Raw genomic sequence first — 21,056 nt, forward strand, 5'->3', positions numbered from 1 at the left:
GTTGACGTCTAGTTCGAGCTCGGGTTCTGGGTCTGGTCCGTCTGGATCGGCCAGCTCATCCGGACCACCGTGCCCGACTCCTCGGGTTCGATGCTGACCTCGTCAGCGAGGCCGGTGATCACCGCCAGGCCGAGGCCGGGGGAGAAACCGGAGATCCCGCCGGGAGGGGTGTCCTCTCCGTCGAGGAAGAGGCCGTCGAGCAACGGCTCCAGGTGGGTCGTCTCCTCGGTGTCCTTCGCGGGGGCACGGTCGGAGACGACCACCTCGAACCGTCGTGTCGCGCTCCCGTTGGAGTGCGGCGTCGGGTTCGGGGCGTCGGCCCGGGGGTCCGTCACCGGATCGGGTCCGCTGCCGTCGATCAGCTGGAGCAGGATCGGCTCTGTGGGGCAGTGCAGCTTGTGCGCCGCGACCGCCCGTGAACAGGCCTCACCGACCGCCAGCCTGATCTCGTCGATCGCGGAGGCGGCGATACCCGCCCGACGTGCGACGGTCGCGGCCATGAGCCGGGCCGTGCGCACGTGGGCCGGGAGCGCGCTGATCGTGAGCGTGATGGTTGCCATCGCTCGCTCTGGGTTACTTCGACGAACGCTTGTCGATGGCTTCCTGCACCGAGCTGTGGATACCGAACACCTTGGTCAGTCCGGTGATCCGGAAGATCTTCAGAATCCGCTCCTGGGTGCAGACCAGGTCCAGCGTCCCGTCGTGGGCACGGACCCGCTTCAACCCGCCCACAAGCACACCGAGGCCCGTCGAGTCCAGGAACTCCACCTTCTCCATGTTCACCACGAGGTGGAAGTTGCCCTTGTTGACCAGGTCGATCAGCAGCTCGCGGAGCCGGGGCGCGGTATAGACATCGATCTCACCCTCAACGACGACGATCTCGGTGTCGCCCTCGGTGTAGTGATCAAGCTTCAAATCCACAAGTCCTCCAGCGCCGAACCGCGAAATATCGCGAAGTATCTCTGCCGGGCGTTACCCCACCAGCACGCATTCAACCACGGGTGTCGCGAATGTCCGTCCGTCATGCACGGAAAAACGGCGACCCCGCGCCACTCCTACCCCGGATGTCACACTGAAACCGACGTCGAGCGGTGCCCCGCGTCTCGGAACGAGGGCCCACGACTCGTGAACGTGTCCAGTGAGGAGGGGACTCGATGAGGCGATCGGAGCCCGCGCTCCCCGGTGTGTGGCGTGACGACACCCGATACCCGCAGGTCACCCATATCGAGCATGTGGCCCGCAACGCGGGAGTGAGTGGGGACTGGCCGGACTGGACAGGCCCCCACCTGGTCGAACGACTGGCCGAACGGGGGATCACGGGTCCGTGGTCCCACCAGGCAGCCGCCGCCGACCTCGCACGCTCGGGCCGTGATGTGATCATAGCCACGGGTACAGCCTCGGGGAAGTCGCTTGGCTTCCTTATGCCCGCTGTGGACGCGATTGACTCAGGCGGGACAGTGCTCTACCTCTCTCCTACGAAAGCGCTTTCCCAGGACCAGCTCAGATGGATTACGGACCTGGGACTTTCGGCCATGCGCGCGGCCGTCTACGACGGCGACACCACCCCCGAGGAACGCTCCTGGGTGCGCGAGCACGGGAACTACGTCCTGACCAATCCGGACATGCTCCACCACGGCATCCTGCCCCGGCACGGGGCCTGGTCGAGGTTCCTGCGGCGGCTCCGCTACGTGGTGATCGACGAGGCGCACCGGTACCGGGGGGTCTTCGGCTCGCACGTGGCCCAGATCCTGCGGCGTCTGCGCAGGGTGTGCGCCCGCTACCGTTCGGAGCCGGTGTTCGTCCTGGCCTCGGCCACCTCGGGCTCACCCGCCGAGAGCGCGACCCGGCTGACCGGGGTCCCGGTCACCGCCGTGAGCGAGGACGGCTCGCCCCGGCCCGGGATGTCCGTGGCCCTGGTCGAGCCCGAGCTCACCGACCTCACCGGCGAGAACGGAGCCCCGGTGCGCCGCACCGCGCCCTCCCAGGCCGCCGAGATGCTGGTCGACCTGGTCCGGGACGGAGTCAGGACGCTGGTCTTCGTGCGTTCGCGTCAGGGAGCCGAGGTGGTCGCGATGAACGCCCAGCGGATGCTCACCGAGAACGGCGAGCACGATCTGGCAGGGCGGGTCGCGGCGTACCGGGGCGGGTACCTGGCGAGCGAGCGGCGTGAACTGGAGGAGGCCCTGCGCACGGGGGAGCTCCTCGGTCTGGCCAGCACGAACGCCCTGGAACTGGGTGTGGACATCAGCGGGCTGGACGCCGTGCTCATCGCCGGTTGGCCGGGCACGCTCGCGTCCCTGTGGCAGCAGGCGGGCCGGGCCGGACGGCGCGGTGAGGACGCCCTGGCGGTCTTCATCGCGCGGGACGACCCCCTGGACACCTACCTGGCCCACCACCCGGAGGCCATTTTCGGCCGTTCGGTGGAGGCCACCGTCCTCGATCCGGAAAACCCGCACATCCTCGGCCCGCACCTGTGCGCGGCCGCCCAGGAGCTCCCGATCACGCGGGAGGACCTCGCCCTGTTCGGTGAGTCCACCGAGGGCCAACTCGCGGAACTCGTGGACCGGGGACTACTGAGGAAGCGCCCCAGGGGCTGGTTCTGGACGAGTCACGAACGGGCAAGTGACCTGGCCGATATTCGGGGCGCGGGCGGGCCGCCGGTCCAGATCGTCGACACCGCCAGCGGGCTGCTGCTCGGGGAGATCGACGAGGCGGCCGCGCACGGCACCGTCCACACGGGGGCGGTCTACCTCCACCGGGGCGCCACCTACCTGGTCGACGACCTCGACCTGGACGAGGGCGTGGCCCTGGTGCACGCCGCCGAACCGCCCTACAGCACCTGGGCGCGGGACACCACGGACATCTCCGTGCGGTCGGTGCTCCGCGAGGAGACCTGGCCCAGCGGGGCGTCGGTCTGCTTCGGGGAGGTCGAGGTGGTCCGGCAGGTGGTGGGCTTCCTCAAACGGGACGTGCGCACCGGCTCGGTCCTGGGGGAGCAGTCCCTGGAGATGCCCGAGCGCACCCTCCAGACCCGCGCGGTGTGGTGGACGCTGCCCCGCGAGGGCGAGGACCGGCTGCGCGGGGAGGACGTCCCCCTCCTCGGCGCCGCGCACGCCGCCGAGCACGCGGCGATCGGCCTGCTGCCCCTGCTCGCCACCTGCGACCGTTGGGACATCGGCGGGGTGTCCACCGCCGTGCACGCGGACACGGGGAAGCTGACGGTCTTCGTCTACGACGGCTACGAGGGCGGCGCCGGGTTCGCGGAACGCGGCCACGCGGCGGCCCGCGAGTGGCTCACCGCCACCCGCGCGGCGATCGCGGACTGCGAGTGCGAACAGGGCTGCCCCTCGTGCATCCAGTCGCCGAAGTGCGGGACCGGTAACGAGCCCCTGAGCAAGTCCGGGGCCCTCCGCCTCCTCGACGAGGTCCTGGGCGCCGGGAGCTGAGTTGTCCACAGGCCGGGGACGACGCCTTCCCCTCCGCCGGACGGCACCGCACTCTGGAAGGACCGGGCGGAACCCACTCCTCCCGGACCACCCGGGAGGCCCGATGTTCTCTTTCCCGACGTCCACCCTCGACCGCGGCATGAGCACCGCCGAGTACGCGGTCGGCACGATCGCCGCCGTCGCCATCGCGGGGGTGCTCTACCTCATCGCCACCAGCGAACCCGTCTCGGCCGCGCTCACCACGGTGTTCGTCGATGCCCTCCAGCCCCGCCACTGACCGCGGCTCCGTGACGATGGAGGCCGCCATGCTGCTTCCCACCCTCATGCTCGTGCTGGCCGTCGCCCTCGGCGGGATCGCCGCCGCCGAGGCCCGACTCTCCTGTGCCGACGCGGCCCGGATCGGGGCCCGGGCCCTGGCCCGTGGGGAACCGCCCGAACGGGCCCGGTCCCTGGCCCTGTCGGCCGCGCCGGAGGAGGCCGGCGTGGAGTTCTCCGAAGCAGACGGCACGGCCCGGGTCACCGTCAGAGCCGAACTCCGGATCGGTCCGCTCCGAGCCCCGCCGATCAGCGTCGGCGCCGACGCCGCGGTCCCCCTGGAAGCGCACGGGCGGTGAGCCGGGGTTCCGCGGCGGCCCCGGAGGTTCCCGGCCCGATGGGACGTTCGCCCGCCCCGGGGCCTGCTCCGCGCGGACGGGGACCGGGGGCGCCGGGTTCGGCGGACGCGGGCTCCGCGACGGTCTGGTGGATCTCGCTCAGTCTCGTCCTCTGGTTCCTGGTCCACGCCGTGCTGCTCACCTCGACGGCACGCCTGGACCGGGACCGGGCGGCGACCGCCGCCGACCTCGCCGCCCTCGCGGCGGCGGCCCGCGTGCACGAGGGAGCGGACGCCGCCTGCGCGGTGGCCCGACGGACCGCCGAGGCCAACGGGGCGGATCTCGACACCTGTGACCTGGACGGCCTCACCGTCGAGGTGACGGTGTCCCGCACCGCCTCGTCCCTGCCCCACGAGGTCATCGCCCGTTCCCGAGCCGGACCCGTCCACCATCCCGAGTGAGCCGACCGCCGGGCCGGTCCGTAGGGCTCGCCGCCCGTTTCCGAGCTGACCCGTCCACCGTCCCGAGTGAGCCGACCGCCCGCCGGGCCGGTCCTTAGGGCTCGCCGCCCGTCCCGAGCCGGACCCGTCCCCGAGTGACGCGACCGCCGCCGGTGGGGCAGGTGTGGTCCTGCCCCCGTGAAGTCGGCTCACCACGCCCCGGCGGGGGACGGGTGTGCGCGGTCGTCACGGTCGAGGTGGGAGAGCTCGGGCCCCGCCGGGCGATCGGGTCCGGCCTGGACGTGACTTCGGTGACCGGGCCGGCGCCCGGTTCGATGCCCGGCCTCGCCCGAGGGCTCAGGGCGAGGCCGGTTCCTCCGTCCCGGGCCTTCGGCGGGGGACGGGGCCGCTCCAGGTCCCGTCGGTCCTTTCGGTCCCGGGGGAGCTCGTGGTGCGCGCGGCCCCAACCTCCCAGGTGGTCGGGTCCCGACGGGTACCCTTCCACCGCCAGTGAAGGGCGGGACTCCAGTGATGGATAGCCCTCCAGTGACGGGGCGGGCTTCCGGTGATGGGCAGGCCTCCGGTGACGGGCAGGCCTCCTGTGACCCGGGTCATGTACGGGTCCGCAAGAAAAGTCTCCTCCCGACCGAACACACACCCCTCCACAGACATAGACGGGTGAGAGAACGGGAGGAACGCCGATGCGAGAAGGCCGGGCCGGAGACGAACACTCCGACCGACGCGACTTCAACGACATGTTCGAAGAGCACTACGACGCGGTCTACCGCTACGCGCGACGGCGTGTGGGGCCCGACCAGGCCGATGACGTCGCCTCGGAGGCATTCGTCGTGGCCTGGCGGCGTCGGGGGCGCGTGCCCCCGGGGCAGGAACTGCCCTGGCTCTACGCCTGCGCCCGCCGGATCGGGCTCGCCCACATGCGCACGGCGCGACGGCAGGGGCTGATCGCCGAATCGCTCGGGCGTGAGTCCGGCGCGCCCCACCACGACGACGCCGACCAGTTCCTCGACCGTGCCGGTGCCCTCGCGGCACTGGCCCGGCTGACGGAGGTCGAACGCGAACTCGTGATGCTCGTGACCTGGGAGGGGCTCGACTGCCGCCAGGCGGCGAAGGTCGTCGGCTGCACCCACGTCACCGCTCGCGGCCGTCTGCACCGGGCTCGAAGGAAACTCACCGCGTACATGAAGGAAGACGCCCCCGCACCCGCTCGGGTCCGCGTCCTGAAGGAGGCCCCGTGGACGACCTGACCGCCCTGCGCAACGCGTTCGAGGGCACCGACCCCGCCAAGGACGCGCGCCCCACCCCCGAGTCCCGACAGCGGGCGCGTCTCGACGCCATCGCGAAACTGGAGGAAGAGAAGACCATGGCCCGTCCCCTGTGGAAGCGCGTCCCCGTCCTGGCCGCCGGTGCGGCCACCGCCGCCCTCGCCGTCGGCGCCGGAGTGATCATCCTGCCCGGCGACGACCCCACGGGCATCCCCCTCGCCTACGCCGCGCAGCCCGAACCCATCGAGGTGACCGGAGGCGCGCCGGTCGACGGCACCGAACCGCTGACCGAACTGGCCGATGTCACCGAGGCGCGCGGCGCGGCTCCGGGTGAGGGTGACGTCGCCTTCGTGTCCACCACCGGCACGCAGCTCCACCTGCTCACCGCCAACGCCGGTGACGAGGACCCCGACGAGACGTACGGCTACCGGTTCGTCCCCTATGACTGGACCGGCTGGGAGGACCCGAAGGGCAACACCCGCCTGGACACCGAGCCGAAGCCCCCGCTGGAGACCGGGGGCGAGGAGGCCGACCACGAGTGGTTCCTGGAGCAGGGGAGCGAGTCACACGAGGACACCCTGCACGAGAGCCTGGTCTGGCCCGCAGAACTGCCCACCGACACGGACGGCATGCTGGAGGTGCTCGCGGACTTCGGTGAGGGACCGATCGACGAGACCCTGCCCGCAGTGGCCAACGCGGCGGACAGACTCTACGAGTCACGCCCGCTGTCCGGCGCGGAGGAGGCGGCGGTCCAGCGGGTGCTCGCGGAGGTCGCGGACGTGACCTATCTGGGCACCGCCACCGACACCCTGAACCGTGAGGGCGAGCTGTTCTCCTTCACCGTCGAGGACGAAGGACGCGTGTCCGAGGTCCGGTACATGTACGACGCCGAGGACGGCGCGCTGCTCTACCGCGACACCACCGTGCTGGAGCAGGACCCCGACTACGGCGACGCCGCCGACTTCGGGCTGGAGTACCCGCTCCTCACCGAGCAGGTCGGCTTCGTGTGGTCAGGCTGGGTCAGCGAGATCGGTCAGCGCCCCTGACCCGACGCGGGGGCGGTGGACCGGGGTCCACCGCCCCCGTCTCCTCAGTGGGAGAGGGCGGCCGACAGGAGTTCGGCCGCCATGGGCACGATGCCGATCAGGACGAAGGCGGGCAGGAAGCACAGGCCCAGCGGGGCGACCACCAGGACCCCCAGCCGTTCCACGCGGGCGGTGGCCGCCGACCTCGCCCGGCGCCGGAGGTCCCGCACGTGCCGGTCGAGCAGGTCCGCCACGGGGGCGCCGGTCTCGGCGGCCCGGGCCAGGTCCGCGCCGACGGCCACCAGGGGCGCGGGCAGCGCCGAGCGCTCCCACGCGAGGGCGGGCTCGGCACCCAGTCTCAGCTGGTCCCGGACCGCGAACAGCTCCGTGCCGAGGTCGCCGCGTGCCGCTCCGGCCACCGCGCCCAGACACGCCGGGAGCGTGGCCCCGGCCCGGACTCCCGACGCGAGCAGTCCGATGAGCACGGGGAGGTCGTCGGTGACCGGCAGCCGCGCGGACCGGCGTCGGCCCCGACGGGAACGCCACCACAGGTGGGCGCCGACCCCCAGCGCGACCAGCGCGCCCATCCATCCGAGGAGCGCGACCAGCAGCGTCGCGCCTCCGACGAGGGCCACGAGCCGCAGCCACGGCCCCGCTCCGTGCCCGAGCCCGGTGCCTCGTCCGTGGTCGCCCTCGGGGCGCACGCGGGCGCCGAGGACCTCCCGGAGCACCCGTGGACGGTCCGAACCGCACAGGACCCACACCGAGCCCGCTGCGAACAGCACCGCCATCACCTCGAAGAACATGCCTCCTCCTTCCGCGTTCTTCCTCGCCGGACCGGCTTCACGCCACCGCTCCCCGGACCATGCGCAGGGTCCACCAGGCGCCCAGGAGGTCCAGCAGCACCCCGGCCCCCAGACAGAGCAGGCCCACGGGTGTGGTGAACAGGAACACCAGTGGTGAACCGCCCAGCCCCGCCGACATCGCCATCCCCACCAGCGGCAACCCGGCCAGGACCAGTGCGGTGGTGCGCGGACCTGCGGTTCTGGCCCACACCTCGCCGCGCTGCTCCTCGCGTTCGGTCAGGCTCTCCGCCAACTCGTCCACCACCCCGGCCAGCCCGGCACCGGTCTCCGCCGCCACCTCCCAGCAGGCGGCGAGGTAGGCGAGCGCCCACAGGCCCTCCTCCCGTTCGGCGGCCCTGCGGAGTGAGGCCACGTCCGACACCGCGCCGACCACCGGGCCGGTCTCCAGGACCGCGACCCGCAGCGCCGTCTCCGGGGGCTGCCCGGAGCGGAGCTCGACCGCCATCACCCGGCAGAGCTGGACCACCGCCCACCGTCGTTCCGCCGCCAGGGCGCGGCGGATGAGCGGCGATGTCGGGCGGAGCCGGGGGAACCGGAGAACCGGGCGCGGGCGCGCGGGCACCAGGGCCGCGATCCGGTACCAGCCCGTGGGCGCGGACCAGGCCAGAGCGGCGGCCAGCGCGCACACCACCAGGAGGGTCACCGTCGCCACCCCCGCCCCAGGCGGGCCGCCACCTCCTCGGCGCCGGGGTGGTCGTGTCTGCGCCCGTCCGCAGTGAAGGAGACCGCCGGCTCGGCCCGCACCAGGCCGGAGTCACCCTGGCGGAGGACCCGGATCTCGGACAGGCGGCGCCCTCCGTGGTCCCGGACCAGGTGGACCACCAGGACCCCGGTGGCGGCGAGCTGGCTGTGCACCGCGCCACGGCTGAGCCCGGCGGCGCACCCCATGGCCTCCACCCGGGCGGGCACCTCCTCCGCCCCGTTCGCGTGCAGGGTTCCGGCGCCACCTCGGTGCCCCGTGTTGAGGGCACCCAGCAACGACACGATCTCCGGGCCGCGCGCCTCACCGACCACGAGCCGGTCCGGTCGCATCCGCAGGCCCTGACGGACCAGCGTCTCCAGGGACACCTCCCCACTGCCCTCGATATTGGCGGGGCGGGTCTGGAGGCGCACCACGTGCGGGTGCTCGGGGCGGAGCTCGGGGGAGTCCTCCGCGAGCACGATCCGTTCCTCGGGGGCCACCAGGGACAGCAGTGAGGAGAGCAGCGTGGTCTTCCCCGTTCCGGTCCCGCCGCTGACCAGGAAGGGTTCGCGCCGGGAGACGAGGGCGCGGAGCAGGTCCGCGCCCGAGGTGGTCAGGGTGCCGCTGGCGGTCAGCGCCCCGAGTCCGAACACCCTCCGTGGCGGGATCCGCAGGGACAGGCAGGCCCCCTCGGGGGCGATCGGCGGCAGTACCGCGTGCAGCCGGGCGCCGCCGGGAAGGCGGGCGTCCACGTAGGGAGCGGCCGCGTCGAGGCGGCGTCCCGCCTGGAAGGCGAGCCGCTGGGCGAGCCTGCGGACCTCGTCCTCGGAGGCGAAGCGGACGTCGCGGACCCGGCGCAGCCCCTCCCCGGAGTCGACCCAGACCTGGTCCGGGCCGTTGACCAGGACGTCGGTGACGTCGGAGGTGAGCAGCTCCTCCAAGGGGCCGGCCCCGGACAGGTCGGCGGCCAGCCGCCTGGTCATCGCCAGCAGTTCCCGGTCGCCCAGGGCGCCGCCCGCAGAGCGGATCGCGGTGGCGACGTTGGCCGGGGTGACCGGCGCGCCGGATGCCACGAACCGGTCGCGGACCCGTTCCAGCACGGAGTCCTCGGCAGGGGGCTCCGTCGTCCGGGCGGGCGCCCGGTGGGTCAGGCGGTCCCAGACGGCGTTCACCGAGCCACCCGGTCGTGGACGAGGGAACCCACGACCTGGTCCGCGTAGCGGGCCAGCGGCGAGCGGGGGTGCCGGGCGGGGACCTCGCCCACGCGCAGGGTGCGGGACAGCCCCGGTTCCGGGGGCAGGTCGGCGCCGAGCTCCACTCCCAGAGCCGCGGTGACCACCCCCGTGGACAGGCCGCCCCCTGCCCCGCGCACCACCGCGCGCACCCGTGCGGTCTCCTGCCGCAGGCGGTGGGTCATCCGCGCGGCGGAGACCACTGAGTACACGTCGGCGGGGACCACGACGAGAACGAGGGTGGAGTGGTTGAGGAAGACGGTGGTCCCCGGGTCGAAACAGCGGGGGAGGTCCGTCACCACCAGGTCGGTGCCCCGACGGGCGGAGTCCAGCGCGGCCCGTGCCGCACCCACGGGGAGCGGGTGCCCCTGTTCGCCGCCGTCGCGCCGGGCCCAGGTGAGCACGTCCACCCGGCCGACCCGGGGCAGACCGTCCCGCAGGGTCCGCCAGGGCACGCGGCCGCGCTGGCGGAGCAGGTCGGCCCAGCCGGTGCGGGTCCGTGGGTCGCTGTGGTCGCACCCCAGATAGACGTCGGGTCCGCAGCCGAGCGGATCGGCGTCGAGCAGGGCCGTGGCCAGTCCGGCCCTCTCCCCGGCCAGGGACAGGGCGGCGGAGAGGAGGCTGGCCCCCGCGCCGCCGCGACCGCCGACCACCGAGACCACGGGTGCCGGGGAGCGGTCGGAGACGGAGGAGAACAGGTCGACGAGGGCCGACTCGTCCCTCGGTAGCAGGTGGACGCCCTCCTGACGGGTGCCTTCGGTGTCGTGGGCGACCACCGCGACCCGTGGGTGGGGCGGGGGTCCGGCCGCGCGCAGGGCGGGGTCCAGGTCGTGGCCGACCACGACGAGCGGGGAGCCGCTCCACGCGCGCAGGGCCTGTTCGGGGTCGGGGGCGACGGTGACCTCGGTGGCGGCGGCCGCCGCCAGCCGGAGGAGGTCGTCGAGGAGGTCGGGGTCTGCGGTGGCGATCAGGGTGCGCTGCGGGGCGTCCATCGGACCTTCCGGGAAGGGCGGGAACCTGTCCCTTCGACCTTCGCCGAAGCGGGGGCGCGGCGGAAGCCACACGTGCGCGCCTGTGGATAACCCGGGGCGATGTCCGTGGATGACCCCGCGCGGTGACCGATGGCGGGGGAGGGGCGTCGGGGACCGGTGGCCCCACCCGGCGGGCGGGACGCACGTACGGGGGCTGTCGTGCGTCCCGGCCCGTCAGGTGAGACGGAGCGGACGTCGTCGAGCGGACCCCACAGGGGGAACTGGGGGCCACTCGGTTCCGGCCTCGGGGGGACAGGCCGGGGCCCGCTCTCCGGGGAAGGGTCCATCGGAGCGTGGTCCGTACGCGCGGAACCCCGTGCGGGGTTCCGGTGTTCGTACTTCTCGCGAGGAACGACGATGATTCGCGGGCGCAATGTCCGTATTGGCGGCTTGTGTCCTTTAGGACGAGTAGCCCGGAGTTTTGGCCCGTCGCTGTCGACCCTTCGCGCGACTCCAGAACAGACGCTATCACGAGACCCTGAGTATGGGTTCGGGAATCCAACAGAAAAACTTCGCCCCGCCACCTTTTGGAAGAAGGGTTCCCGGGCCACAAACAAAGGAGACGGTCCCTGAGGGGGCTCCCACGTGTGGGTCGAGAAGCCGCGTGACCCCCGATCCCCCGGGGCTGGGGCGAGCTTGGGAAAGACGAGTTTCTCCAGGTCGGACTATATGCGGTGGCATCTGCTAACACGATCCCGCCTACCGTGAACGGCACCCCGGACGGTCTTCTGGAGTGCCGTTCACATGCACGTGCATGTGCGCGAGCAATCAGGAAACATTCGCGCCCGGTCAAGCGTGATCGAAATGAGACGCGTTCGCGGCATTGCCTGTCGGCAAAACACCGAGTGGAGTGAACTGGCGATTATCCGAGAGCCCGAACACGGTTCGTCGAACGCTGTTCGGTTCCGCTCGGATCAACCGCGCTTGAGCGCCTCACACGTGGCGAGGGAGTCCTGGGCGCCGGCCCGCACCGCGCGGCAGCAGTACACGACCCACTCCGCGACACCGTCGGCGGTGCCGGACATGTACGCGCGCAACGCGGGGGCGTACTCGTCCCTCAGGGTCTGGTGACCCAGCTCCGACGTGACCAGCGACTTCGGGTCCAGGCCGCGCTCCACCAGCGTCAGCCTCTCGGCGGCGCGCGCCACCAGCCCGTCCCCCCAGCCGAACGGACGGATCGCCATCAGTTCGCCGTGCACCAGCGCCGACGTCACCAGGGCGGGAACCTTCGTCCGCGCGCCGAGCAGCGCGTACAGGCCCTCCAGCCGGGCGGCGGCCTCCGCCGCGCTCGGGGCCGGACCCAGGTCCAGCGGGTCCTCGACCCGCTCACCCTCCAGCCGGGGGCGGCCCAGGGCGTCCTCGGAGACCGCGTCGGCCGCCGCCAGGGTGTGCAGCCGCGCCAGCGCCTGCCGGGGGGCCTGGGGCCAGGTGTCCACCATCGTGCCCAGCTCGCCGCCGACACGGAGCGCGCCCTTGATCCGGGTGTCGTACACGTGCCCCTCGCGGATCTCCTCCATCGAGACCTCGGCGCCCTCCAAGGCGGCCGACGCGCACGCGCCCCGCAGGGAGGACTCCATGGACACGTCACTGCTCCGACGGCGTAGGACGCGGTGCCCCAGCAGCCTGTCGACCAGGGTCCGCGTCTCGTTCACCGCGTCGCTCACCCCCGGAAGACCGGCGATCCGGGACAGTGGGTCGGACGGGGATGCAGAAGTCGATTCGCTCACGAAAACCAACACTACGCGTCGGTAACACCGAGCGCTCCACGGCCCGGGCGGGCTCCACGGGAACCGCTCGTCGCGGACCGGCGACCGTTCACCGACCGTTCGTCGCGCGCCCGCGCCACGCGGTCGCTGTACGCCGACCCGGCTGTTCCCCCGGTATGGACCACATGATTAGGCTGGACGCACAGCCGACGTAAGGAGAATCACAGTGGCCGACAGCACTCCCCCGAGCCAGGAGACACTGTCCAACCTTCTCCACGAGACCAGGAGCTTCCCGCCGCCCGCGGATCTCGCGGAGAACGCCAACGTCAAGGCCGACGCCTACGACACGGCCAACGGTGACCGCCTGGGTTTCTGGGAGGAGCAGGCCCGGAGGCTCCAGTGGGAGCGGACCTGGGACACCGTCCTGGACTGGCAGCCGCCCTACGCCCAGTGGTTCGTCGGGGGCCAGATCAACGCCTCCGTCAACTGTGTGGACCGGCACGTCGACGCCGGTATCGGTGACCGCGTCGCCCTCCAGTGGGAGGGGGAGCCCGGCGACAGCCGCGCGATCACCTACGCCGAACTCAAGGACCAGGTCTGCCAGGCGGCCAACGCCCTCACCTCGCTGGGCGTGACCAAGGGCGACCGCGTCGCCATCTACATGCCGATGATCCCCGAGACCGTCGTCGCCATGCTCGCCTGCGCCCGCATCGGCGCCGTGCACATGGTCGTCTTCGGCGGCTTCTCCGTGGACGCGCTCGGCCAGCGCCTGGACGACAGCCAGGCCAAGCTGGTCATCACGGCGGACGGCGGCTACCGGCGCGGCAAGCCCAGCGCCCTCAAGCCCGCCGTCGACGGCGCCGTCGCGGACCGCCCGGCCGTCGAGAACGTCCTCGTCGTGCGCCGCACCGGTCAGGACGTCGAGTGGAACGAGCGCGACGTGTGGTGGCACGACGTCGTGGAGACCGCCAGCACCGAGCACACCCCCGAGGCCCACGACGCCGAGCACCCGCTGTACATCATGTACACGAGCGGCACCACGGCCAAGCCCAAGGGCATCCTGCACACCACCGGCGGCTACCTCACGCAGGCCTCCTACACCCACTGGGCGGTCTTCGACCTCAAGCCGGAGACCGACGTCTACTGGTGCGCCGCCGACATCGGCTGGGTGACCGGCCACTCCTACATCGTCTACGGCCCGCTCTCCAACGCGGCCACCGTCGTCATGTACGAGGGCACCCCGGACACCCCGCACAAGGGCCGCTTCTGGGAGCTCATCGAGAAGTACAAGGTCACCATCGCCTACATGGCGCCCACGGCGATCCGCACCTTCATGAAGTGGGGCGACGAGATCCCCGCCGAGTACGACCTCTCCAGCCTGCGGGTGATCGGCTCGGTCGGTGAGCCCATCAACCCCGAGGCCTACATGTGGTACCGGAAGAACATCGGCGGCGGGAAGACCCCGGTGGTGGACACCTGGTGGCAGACCGAGACCGGCGCGATCATGGTCAGCCCGCTGCCCGGAGTCACCTCGGGCAAGCCCGGCGCCGCGATGCGCGCCATCCCGGGCGTCGTCGCGGACGTGGTGGACGAGGAGGGCAAGTCCGTCCCGGACGGCGAGGGCGGCTTCATCGTGATCCGCGAGCCGTGGCCGTCCATGCTGCGCGGCATCTGGGGCGACGACCAGCGCTACAAGGACACCTACTGGTCGCGCTTCGAGGGCCTCTACTTCCCGGGTGACGGGGCCAAGAAGGACGAGGACGGCGACCTGTGGCTGCTCGGCCGCGTGGACGACGTCATGCTGGTCTCCGGCCACAACATCTCCACCACCGAGGTGGAGTCCGCGCTGGTCTCCCACCCGAAGGTCGCGGAGGCGGCCGTCGTGGGGGCCGTCGACAAGGTGACCGGTCAGGCCATCGTCGGCTTCGTCATCCTGCGCGGCGGTGCCGAGGAGGTCCCCGCGGACCTGGTCCAGGAGCTGCGCAACCACGTCGGCACGTCGCTCGGCCCCATCGCCAAGCCCGCGCGGCTGCTCGCCGTTCCCGAGCTGCCCAAGACCCGGTCCGGCAAGATCATGCGGCGCCTGCTGCGCGACATCGCGGAGGAGCGGGAGGTCGGTGACACCTCGACCCTGACCGACTCGTCGATCATGGACGTGATCGCCAAGCAGCTGCCCTCCGCCAGGAAGGGCGACTGACCGGTCCGACCGCCCGACCCCGCGCGGCGTTCCCGGCCACCGATCGGCCCGGACACCACGGCGCCCCGCCCCTTCCGAAGGGACGGGGCGCCGTTCCCGCTCACCCACGTGACGAAACCGAAGCCTCCGGTTTTGCGTGCCGTGAGAGACACGGGAGGGAGGGCATGTGCGAGGATGCGGAGGATCATCCACGTGTACGGACCGAGAGAAGGGAACCCCCACGATGGTGGACAAGCCGGGTACCGGCCGACCTGGCACTGCCAGCGACTCCGACCGTTCCATCGGTGAGCTGGTCTCCGACGCCACCGACAACCTCTCCCGCATCGTTCGGCTGGAGATCAGGCTCGCCAAGCTCGAGGCCAAGGCCGATGCCACCAGGATCGGCAAGAGCGTCGGTGAGTTCGGGGCCGCGGCCTTCGTCCTCCACCTCGTCCTGATCCTGTTCTCGGTCACCGTGGGGCTCTTCCTCGCCGAGGTGGTCGGGTGGGCCTTCTGGCTCTCCTTCCTGACCGTCACCGGCTTCTACCTGCTGATCGCCGCCGTCCTCATCCTGGTCGCCGTGATCAACCTCCGCCGCCGCCAGGGGTTGGCCCGCACGGCGGTCACCGCCTCCCGGCTCATGGGCATCCTGCGCGGCGACATCCGCCCGCCCAGGGACGGTGCGGTCGAGACCGTCGCGGACAGCGAGACATCCGAACCCGCCAGCCGATAGTTCCCGGTGCTGGACGACTCGGCCGCCTACGTCGACGGCCCCTGGACCCACCGGACGGTCAGCGCCGCCGGTGCCCGGTTCCACGCGGCCGAACTCGGTGAGGGCCCGCTCGTCCTCCTCCTGCACGGATTCCCCCAGTTCTGGTGGGCGTGGCGCGCCCAGCTGACCGGTCTGGCCGAGGCCGGATACCGCGCCGTCGCGGTCGACCTGCGCGGCTACGGCGCCAGCGACAAGACCCCGCGCGGTTACGACCTCGTGGGACTGGCCCAGGACATGGCGAGCCTGGTCCGCGCGCTCGGCGCGGCTGACGCCGTCGTCGTCGGCCACGGGGTCGGCGGACTGGTCGGCTGGACCATGACCGCCCACCACCCCGGGGTGGTACGCGCCCTGGCCGCCGTGTCAGCGCCCCACCCCCGCCGGGCCGCCCGTGTCCTGTTCTCCGGGGGGCCGGGCACCCCGCACCTGCTCCGTGCCCAGGTGCCGGTCCTGCCCGAGCACCGACTCCTCACCGACGGCTGTGTCCGGGTGGGCGAGCTCCTGGACTCGTGGTCAGCTCCCGGATGGCCGGACCCGGAGACGGCGGAGCGCTACCGCCTCGCGTTCGCCATCCCGAAGGTCTCGCACTGCTCGCTGGAGTACCACCGCTGGATCTTCCGGTCGCGGTTCCGCGCGGACGGGTTCAGGTACGGGATGAGCATGCGGCACCCGGTGGGTGTGCCCGTCCTCCAGGTCCACGGGGCACTGGACCGGGTGTGTCCGCCCGGGGTGGCCCGCGCCTCCCGCGGGTTCGTGCGCGGCCCCTACCGGTGGGTGGAGGTGCCGGGCGCCGGACACTTCCCGCACGAGGAGCGCCCGCGCGAGGTGGAGCGCGCTCTCGTAGGGTGGTTGCGGGAAGTCGACGGTGGACTCGGTGTCACGGGTGACCGGGGCGCCGACGGCGAACGGCGGTGAGGAACGTATGACCAGGGAACCCCGGCCCGGGGCGGACGGCGTCCGCGATCGCAACGAGTCCGGCCAGGCTCAGAACCAGCGCCCGCGTGACCGCTACGGCCGTCCGATGCCGCACGGCGGTGTCGGTGAGGTCGACCGGGTGCCCGACGACGCGGTGTTCACCGTGGAGGAGGGCATCGCGGAGGCGCAGCGCCTGCTCGACGGCGGTTTCGCCTTCACCGCGCACGAGGTGCTCGAAGCCGTCTGGAAGTCGGTTCCGGACCCGGAGCGGGAGCTGTGGCGGGGCCTCGCGCAGACGGCGGTCGGCGTCACCCATGCCCAGCGCGGCAACCGGGTGGGCGCGGCCCGGCTGCTCAGACGTGGCGCGGACCGGGTCGAGACCTTCGGGCCGGACGCACCCCACGGGGTGGACGTGGCCGGAGTGGCGGCGTTCGCGCGGGGACTGGCCGACGACCTCGACTCTGGTGTGGCGACCTCGGGGGACGGGATCGACGCCTCCGGGATGCGGCTGCGTCGAGCGTAGTTCCGTACGGTCCGACAACCGTTCCCTTCGCCTCTCGATTCCGGGGGAGGGCCCCACCCCGTGCCGTGGATCGGGGCGGACCAGCGCGTAGCGGTGTGGAACCTCGTGGTGTACCGGGGCGGGCGCGGTTCGGATGTTGCGCCTGGGTCCCGTGTGTTGGATGAGGCCAAAGGGGCAACTTCCATGTTCCAGGCTTTATGCGTACTTTAACGTTAACATCGAGTTAACGCATTATGCGAGCCTATGCGAGCTCAACAATGCCACTGAAGGCATTTATCCGATTCCCAGGATCACCGTGAGATCACATCTTTCATCTCTCTTGGACAAATGCCGAATCGACCCTCTGCTTTATTCGGTTCCGTGCGTAGAATCCCGGGATCACCGTCCGCGCGTGCGTGACTGCGGGCGGCGTTCACCACACAGGAAGGTGGCACCGCTTCGACCCCGGCAAGCGTGCCGTCGATCCAGTTCAGGAGCCTTCGGACGGCGGTACGTCCACGGCGGTGCGCGGCACCGGAGCCCACGTGGCCGATCGCCCGCGCACCTCCGACCAGGGGCCGAAAAGGACGTGCCCGTCTCAAGGAGGACGGATTGTCTGGGCTCAACCTCGCCACGGGAAGTGGCATGGCACTGGCACTGGAGGGCCGGGACCTCACCCTCGTCATCCTCGTCATGGTGGTCGCGCTCCTCGCGCTCGCCGTCGCGGGGATGCTGGTTCGTGAGGTACTCGCCGCCGGCCAGGGCACCGAGCGAATGCGCAACATCGCGGTCGCGGTACAGGAAGGAGCCGCGGCCTATCTGAAACGACAGTTCCGCACCCTCGCGGTCTTCGTCGTCGCCATTCCCCTTCTCCTTCTGCTGCTCCCGGCCGACACATGGGCCATCGCCATCGGCCGGTCGGTCTTCTTCGCGCTCGGCGCGCTGCTCTCGGCCGCCACCGGGTTCATCGGCATGTGGCTCGCGGTACGCGGCAACGTCCGCGTGGCCGCCGCCGCCCGGGGAGGCACGGAGAGCGACAACCACACCGCCATGCGGATCGCCTTCCGCACCGGCGGCGTCGCGGGCATGATCACCGTGGGCCTCGGCCTGTTCGGCGCCGCCCTCGTCGTGCTCCTCTACCGGGGCGACGCCCCCATCGTCCTGGAGGGCTTCGGCTTCGGCGCCGCCCTCCTCGCGATGTTCATGCGTGTCGGCGGCGGCATCTTCACCAAGGCCGCCGACGTCGGCGCCGACCTCGTCGGCAAGGTCGAACAGGGCATCCCCGAGGACGACCCGCGCAACGCCGCCACCATCGCGGACAACGTCGGTGACAACGTGGGCGACTGCGCGGGCATGGCCGCGGACCTCTTCGAGTCCTACGCCGTGGTGCTCGTCGCCTCGCTCATCCTCGGCCGCGTCGCCTTCGGTACCGAGGGCCTGGTCTTCCCGCTGCTGGTCCCGATGATCGGTGTCCTCACCGCGATCATCGGCATCTTCATCGTGGCGCCCAGGACCCGGGACCGCAGCGCGATGACCGCGATCAACCGGGGCTTCTTCATCTCCGCCGCGATCTCCGCCGTCCTGGTCACCGTCACGGCCTTCTGGTACCTGCCCAGCAGCTTCGAGCAGATGTCCGGGGTCAGCGACACCGTCCTCCAGGAGATCGCGGACGCAGGGACCAACCCCGACCCCAGGTTCATCGCGATCGCGGCGGTCCTCATCGGCCTGGTGCTCGCCGCGGCCATCCAGCTGCTCACCGGCTACTTCACCGAGACCGACAAGCGTCCGGTCCGGGACATCGGGGAGAGCTCGCAGACCGGTGCCGCCACCGTCATCCTGTCCGGCATCTCCGTCGGCCTGGAGTCGGCGGTCTACTCGGCCCTGCTCATCGCGGGTGCCGTGTACGCGGCCTTCCTCCTCGGGGGCGGGTCCATCACCCTGAGCCTGTTCGCCGTCGCCCTCGCCGGAACGGGCCTGCTGACCACGGTCGGCATCATCGTCGCGATGGACACGTTCGGCCCGGTCTCCGACAACGCCCAGGGCATCGCGGAGATGTCCGGGGACGTCGAGGGCAAGGGCGCGGACATCCTCACCGGGCTCGACGCGGTCGGCAACACCACCAAGGCGATCACCAAGGGCATCGCGATCGCCACGGCGGTCCTGGCCGCCACCGCCCTCTTCGGCGCCTTCCGCACCTCGGTCCAGGAGCGGCTCGGAGGCACCGACGTCTTCTCCCTCTCCCTGGACCAGCCCGACGTGCTCGTCGGCGTCATCATCGGCGCCAGCGTCGTGTTCTTCTTCTCCGGCCTGGCGATCATGGCCGTCGGCCGGGCCGCGCAGCGCGTGGTCCTGGAGGTGCGCAACCAGTTCCGCACTCGTCCGGGGATCATGGACGGCACGGAGAAGCCGGAGTACGCGCGGGTGGTCGACATCTGCACCAAGGACTCGCTGCGGGAGCTGGTCACCCCCGGTCTTCTCGCGGTCCTGGCGCCCATCGCGGTCGGCTTCGCCTTCGGGTACGCCCCGCTCGGCGCCTTCCTGGGCGGCGCGATCGCCGCGGGCGTGCTCATGGCCGTGTTCCTCTCCAACTCCGGCGGCGCCTGGGACAACGCCAAGAAGCTGGTGGAGGACGGTAACCACGGCGGCAAGGGTTCCGCCGCCCACGAGGCGACCGTCATCGGTGACACGGTCGGTGACCCCTTCAAGGACACCGCCGGACCGGCCATCAACCCGCTGCTCAAGGTGATGAACCTCGTCGCCCTGATCGTCGCGCCCAGCGTGGTGATCTACGCGGACAACGTCGCCCTGCGGGTCGGGGTGACCGTGGTCGCGGTCGGTGTGCTGGTCGGCGCCGTCCTGTGGTCGAAGAACCGTGGGTCGGGTACCGAGACGGACCTGGCGGAGACCAGCGGTGCGTCCGCGCCCAAGGACGCCCCGGAGGCAGGTGACGGTGGTGCGGTCACCGGAGGCGGGGACCAGGACACCGACGTCGCGGGCGGGGACGCCGCCGCTCCGGCGAAGGAGGACGGCGAGCGCAGGGAGGAGGCCCGCGCCGGGGAGGCCAACCAGGGCTGACCCGAACCACGGGTGACGAGGGCGGCGACGCCCGAAGCCCCGGTCCGCGGTGACCGACCAGGCCTGAGGCCCGGTCCGGGCCACCGGGCCGGAACGAACAGGTGGCGCGGCCGTCCGGAACCGACCGGGCGGCCGCGCCGCGTGTGGTGAGGGCGCGGTACCGGACATCAGGGGCACACCTAACCTGGGTGGACGCGTCCGTGCGGGACCCGGCGGAGCGGTCAGACAGCGGGGACAGCCAGAGCGAGGGAGTGGGCCTTGTCCGGGATGAAGGGTTTGATGGTCATCGTGGGGGCGATGCTGGGCTTCATGGCCCTGCTCGCCATCGTCGCGACGGCGCTCGCGTCATGAGTCGCACACTGTTGCTCATGCGCCACGCGCAGGCGGAGGACGGTCACGGGGTGATCGACCACGATCGCTCCCTCACCGGCAGGGGCAGGGAACAGGCCGCACGGGTGGGGCGGGTCCTGACCGAGCTCGGTCACGTCCCCGACCACGTGATCTGCTCGACCGCCGAGCGGACCCGCCAGACGCTGGACGGGGTCCTGGGTGCCATGGACCCGAACACGGGGGCGGATGTGGCCGTCGACTACTCCCGGTCCGCGTACCTGGCCGGGGTGGACGAGTTGATGGAACTGGTCAACCAGGTCGACGCCGACGCCGACACCGTCCTGGTGGTGGGTCACAACCCGACCATCGCCCAGGTGGCCGCGTCGTTCGTCGGCCCCGAGGCCCTGACGGCGTTCTCCCCGGCGACCGTGGCGGCCGTGTCACTGGAGGTGGAGTGGCTGTACGCCGCCCCGGGAACGGGAGACGGACGGGTCCTCACCTGATGTGACCCACGTCATGCGCGGAACCGTTTGCGCCGCTCCGACCCGAGGGGTAATGTTCTCCGAGTCGCCTCCGACCGGCCCAAGGTCGCAAGGAGGGACCAGGATCCTCTCGGTCGAAACGAACACGGGCTCTCCGTGGGCGTGATCAGATCTTCGAGTCAGACAATCTCCGAAACACAGCGGTTCGAGCACTGCTCGGGCCATGTAAACTCGGAGAGTCGCTTCAAGGAAACGAGCAAAAGCCGCAAGGCAGCAACTCGGAACCAAACGGAGCAAACGGGCTTTACCCCGATCTCGTGTTTAGCGGAAACGCTGCCACAAACCGCCGATTTGGCGGGGCGCGGAACACCTGATAAAGTAAAGACACAACAAAGCGGAAACGCAGAGGCCTTCTCCGGAAGAGCAGACAGAGTCTCGGACTCTGGCGCTTGTACGGGAAGAGCGATTGTTTCTTGAGAACTCAACAGCGCGTGTTTGATTTT

At 71.4% G+C, this 21,056-nt stretch carries 20 protein-coding genes; 12 read left to right on the forward strand and 8 right to left on the reverse strand.

Annotated elements, in window-relative coordinates; all coding sequences use genetic code 11:
- Positions 1 to 8: 8 nt before the first annotated feature.
- Together ACFW3L_RS22140 and ACFW3L_RS22145 are read right to left on the reverse strand one after the other, a co-directional pair.
- Complete coding sequence (locus ACFW3L_RS22140) at positions 9 to 560, reverse strand: ATP-binding protein (RefSeq protein ID WP_378743411.1); 552 nt, start codon at positions 558 to 560, stop codon at positions 9 to 11.
- 13 nt (positions 561 to 573) lie between these two features.
- Positions 574 to 921: an STAS domain-containing protein gene (locus ACFW3L_RS22145; RefSeq protein ID WP_026119772.1), complete on the reverse strand. Its 348-nt coding sequence runs from the start codon at positions 919 to 921 to the stop codon at positions 574 to 576.
- A gap of 233 nt (positions 922 to 1,154) precedes the next feature.
- Here ACFW3L_RS22145 and ACFW3L_RS22150 point away from each other — a divergent pair, with 233 nt between their 5' ends.
- The 6 genes from ACFW3L_RS22150 to ACFW3L_RS22175 all read left to right on the forward strand — a co-directional run bounded on the left by ACFW3L_RS22150 (position 1,155) and on the right by ACFW3L_RS22175 (position 6,808).
- Positions 1,155 to 3,446, forward strand: a complete 2,292-nt coding sequence (locus ACFW3L_RS22150) for a DEAD/DEAH box helicase (RefSeq protein ID WP_378743414.1) — start codon at positions 1,155 to 1,157, stop codon at positions 3,444 to 3,446.
- A gap of 103 nt (positions 3,447 to 3,549) precedes the next feature.
- A complete protein-coding gene (locus ACFW3L_RS22155; protein ID WP_378743416.1) occupies positions 3,550 to 3,723 on the forward strand; it encodes a DUF4244 domain-containing protein in 174 nt (57 codons plus the stop codon).
- Positions 3,701 to 4,060, forward strand: coding sequence for a TadE family type IV pilus minor pilin (locus ACFW3L_RS22160; RefSeq protein WP_378743418.1), 360 nt, complete (start codon positions 3,701 to 3,703; stop codon positions 4,058 to 4,060). Before ACFW3L_RS22155 ends, ACFW3L_RS22160 begins: the two co-directional genes overlap by 23 nt.
- A 38-nt stretch (positions 4,061 to 4,098) precedes the next feature.
- Positions 4,099 to 4,500, forward strand: a complete 402-nt coding sequence (locus tag ACFW3L_RS22165) for an Rv3654c family TadE-like protein (protein ID WP_378743420.1) — start codon at positions 4,099 to 4,101, stop codon at positions 4,498 to 4,500.
- A 680-nt stretch (positions 4,501 to 5,180) separates the two neighbouring features.
- Positions 5,181 to 5,744, forward strand: coding sequence for an RNA polymerase sigma factor (locus ACFW3L_RS22170; protein ID WP_378743422.1), 564 nt, complete (start codon positions 5,181 to 5,183; stop codon positions 5,742 to 5,744).
- On the forward strand, positions 5,732 to 6,808 hold the full coding sequence (locus tag ACFW3L_RS22175) for a CU044_5270 family protein (RefSeq protein ID WP_378743424.1): 1,077 nt from the start codon (positions 5,732 to 5,734) through the stop codon (positions 6,806 to 6,808). Before ACFW3L_RS22170 ends, ACFW3L_RS22175 begins: the two co-directional genes overlap by 13 nt.
- Positions 6,809 to 6,852: 44 nt before the next feature.
- Here ACFW3L_RS22175 and ACFW3L_RS22180 read toward each other — a convergent pair whose 3' ends face one another.
- The 5 genes from ACFW3L_RS22180 to ACFW3L_RS22200 all read right to left on the reverse strand — a co-directional run bounded on the left by ACFW3L_RS22180 (position 6,853) and on the right by ACFW3L_RS22200 (position 12,325).
- Positions 6,853 to 7,593 carry a type II secretion system F family protein gene (locus tag ACFW3L_RS22180; protein ID WP_378743425.1) on the reverse strand — a complete coding sequence of 247 codons (741 nt, stop codon included), beginning with the start codon at positions 7,591 to 7,593 and terminating at the stop codon, positions 6,853 to 6,855.
- A 37-nt stretch (positions 7,594 to 7,630) separates the two neighbouring features.
- Positions 7,631 to 8,305: a type II secretion system F family protein gene (locus ACFW3L_RS22185; protein WP_378743426.1), complete on the reverse strand. Its 675-nt coding sequence runs from the start codon at positions 8,303 to 8,305 to the stop codon at positions 7,631 to 7,633.
- Positions 8,293 to 9,486 carry a TadA family conjugal transfer-associated ATPase gene (locus tag ACFW3L_RS22190; RefSeq protein ID WP_378743441.1) on the reverse strand — a complete coding sequence of 398 codons (1,194 nt, stop codon included), beginning with the start codon at positions 9,484 to 9,486 and terminating at the stop codon, positions 8,293 to 8,295. The genes ACFW3L_RS22185 and ACFW3L_RS22190 overlap by 13 nt, the downstream gene beginning before the upstream one ends.
- 17 nt (positions 9,487 to 9,503) lie before the next feature.
- Positions 9,504 to 10,559 carry a septum site-determining protein Ssd gene (gene ssd, locus ACFW3L_RS22195; protein WP_378743427.1) on the reverse strand — a complete coding sequence of 352 codons (1,056 nt, stop codon included), beginning with the start codon at positions 10,557 to 10,559 and terminating at the stop codon, positions 9,504 to 9,506.
- Between the two features lie 953 nt (positions 10,560 to 11,512).
- Positions 11,513 to 12,325, reverse strand: coding sequence for an oxidoreductase (locus tag ACFW3L_RS22200; protein ID WP_378743428.1), 813 nt, complete (start codon positions 12,323 to 12,325; stop codon positions 11,513 to 11,515).
- Between the two features lie 205 nt (positions 12,326 to 12,530).
- Here ACFW3L_RS22200 and acs point away from each other — a divergent pair, with 205 nt between their 5' ends.
- The 6 genes from acs (at position 12,531) to ACFW3L_RS22230 (ending at position 20,574) form a co-directional block, all read left to right on the forward strand.
- Complete coding sequence (gene acs / locus ACFW3L_RS22205) at positions 12,531 to 14,501, forward strand: acetate--CoA ligase (protein WP_378743429.1); 1,971 nt, start codon at positions 12,531 to 12,533, stop codon at positions 14,499 to 14,501.
- Positions 14,502 to 14,724: 223 nt separating this feature from the next.
- A complete protein-coding gene (locus ACFW3L_RS22210; protein WP_378743430.1) occupies positions 14,725 to 15,213 on the forward strand; it encodes a phage holin family protein in 489 nt (162 codons plus the stop codon).
- A 6-nt stretch (positions 15,214 to 15,219) separates the two neighbouring features.
- Complete coding sequence (locus tag ACFW3L_RS22215) at positions 15,220 to 16,164, forward strand: alpha/beta fold hydrolase (protein ID WP_378743431.1); 945 nt, start codon at positions 15,220 to 15,222, stop codon at positions 16,162 to 16,164.
- Positions 16,165 to 16,171: 7 nt separating this feature from the next.
- Entirely contained in the window at positions 16,172 to 16,687 is a 516-nt protein-coding gene (locus ACFW3L_RS22220) for a DUF309 domain-containing protein (protein ID WP_378743432.1), read from the forward strand.
- 624 nt (positions 16,688 to 17,311) lie between these two features.
- A complete protein-coding gene (locus ACFW3L_RS22225; protein ID WP_378743433.1) occupies positions 17,312 to 19,741 on the forward strand; it encodes a sodium-translocating pyrophosphatase in 2,430 nt (809 codons plus the stop codon).
- 347 nt (positions 19,742 to 20,088) lie between these two features.
- Positions 20,089 to 20,574, forward strand: coding sequence for a SixA phosphatase family protein (locus ACFW3L_RS22230; RefSeq protein WP_378743434.1), 486 nt, complete (start codon positions 20,089 to 20,091; stop codon positions 20,572 to 20,574).
- A 158-nt stretch (positions 20,575 to 20,732) separates the two neighbouring features.
- Here ACFW3L_RS22230 and ACFW3L_RS22235 read toward each other — a convergent pair.
- Positions 20,733 to 21,056: hypothetical protein (locus ACFW3L_RS22235; protein ID WP_378743435.1), on the reverse strand; the 324-nt coding region annotated here is incomplete at its 5' end.

This window comes from Nocardiopsis sp. NPDC058789 (genome assembly GCF_042745575.1).
GTDB lineage: Bacteria > Actinomycetota > Actinomycetes > Streptosporangiales > Streptosporangiaceae > Nocardiopsis > Nocardiopsis eucommiae.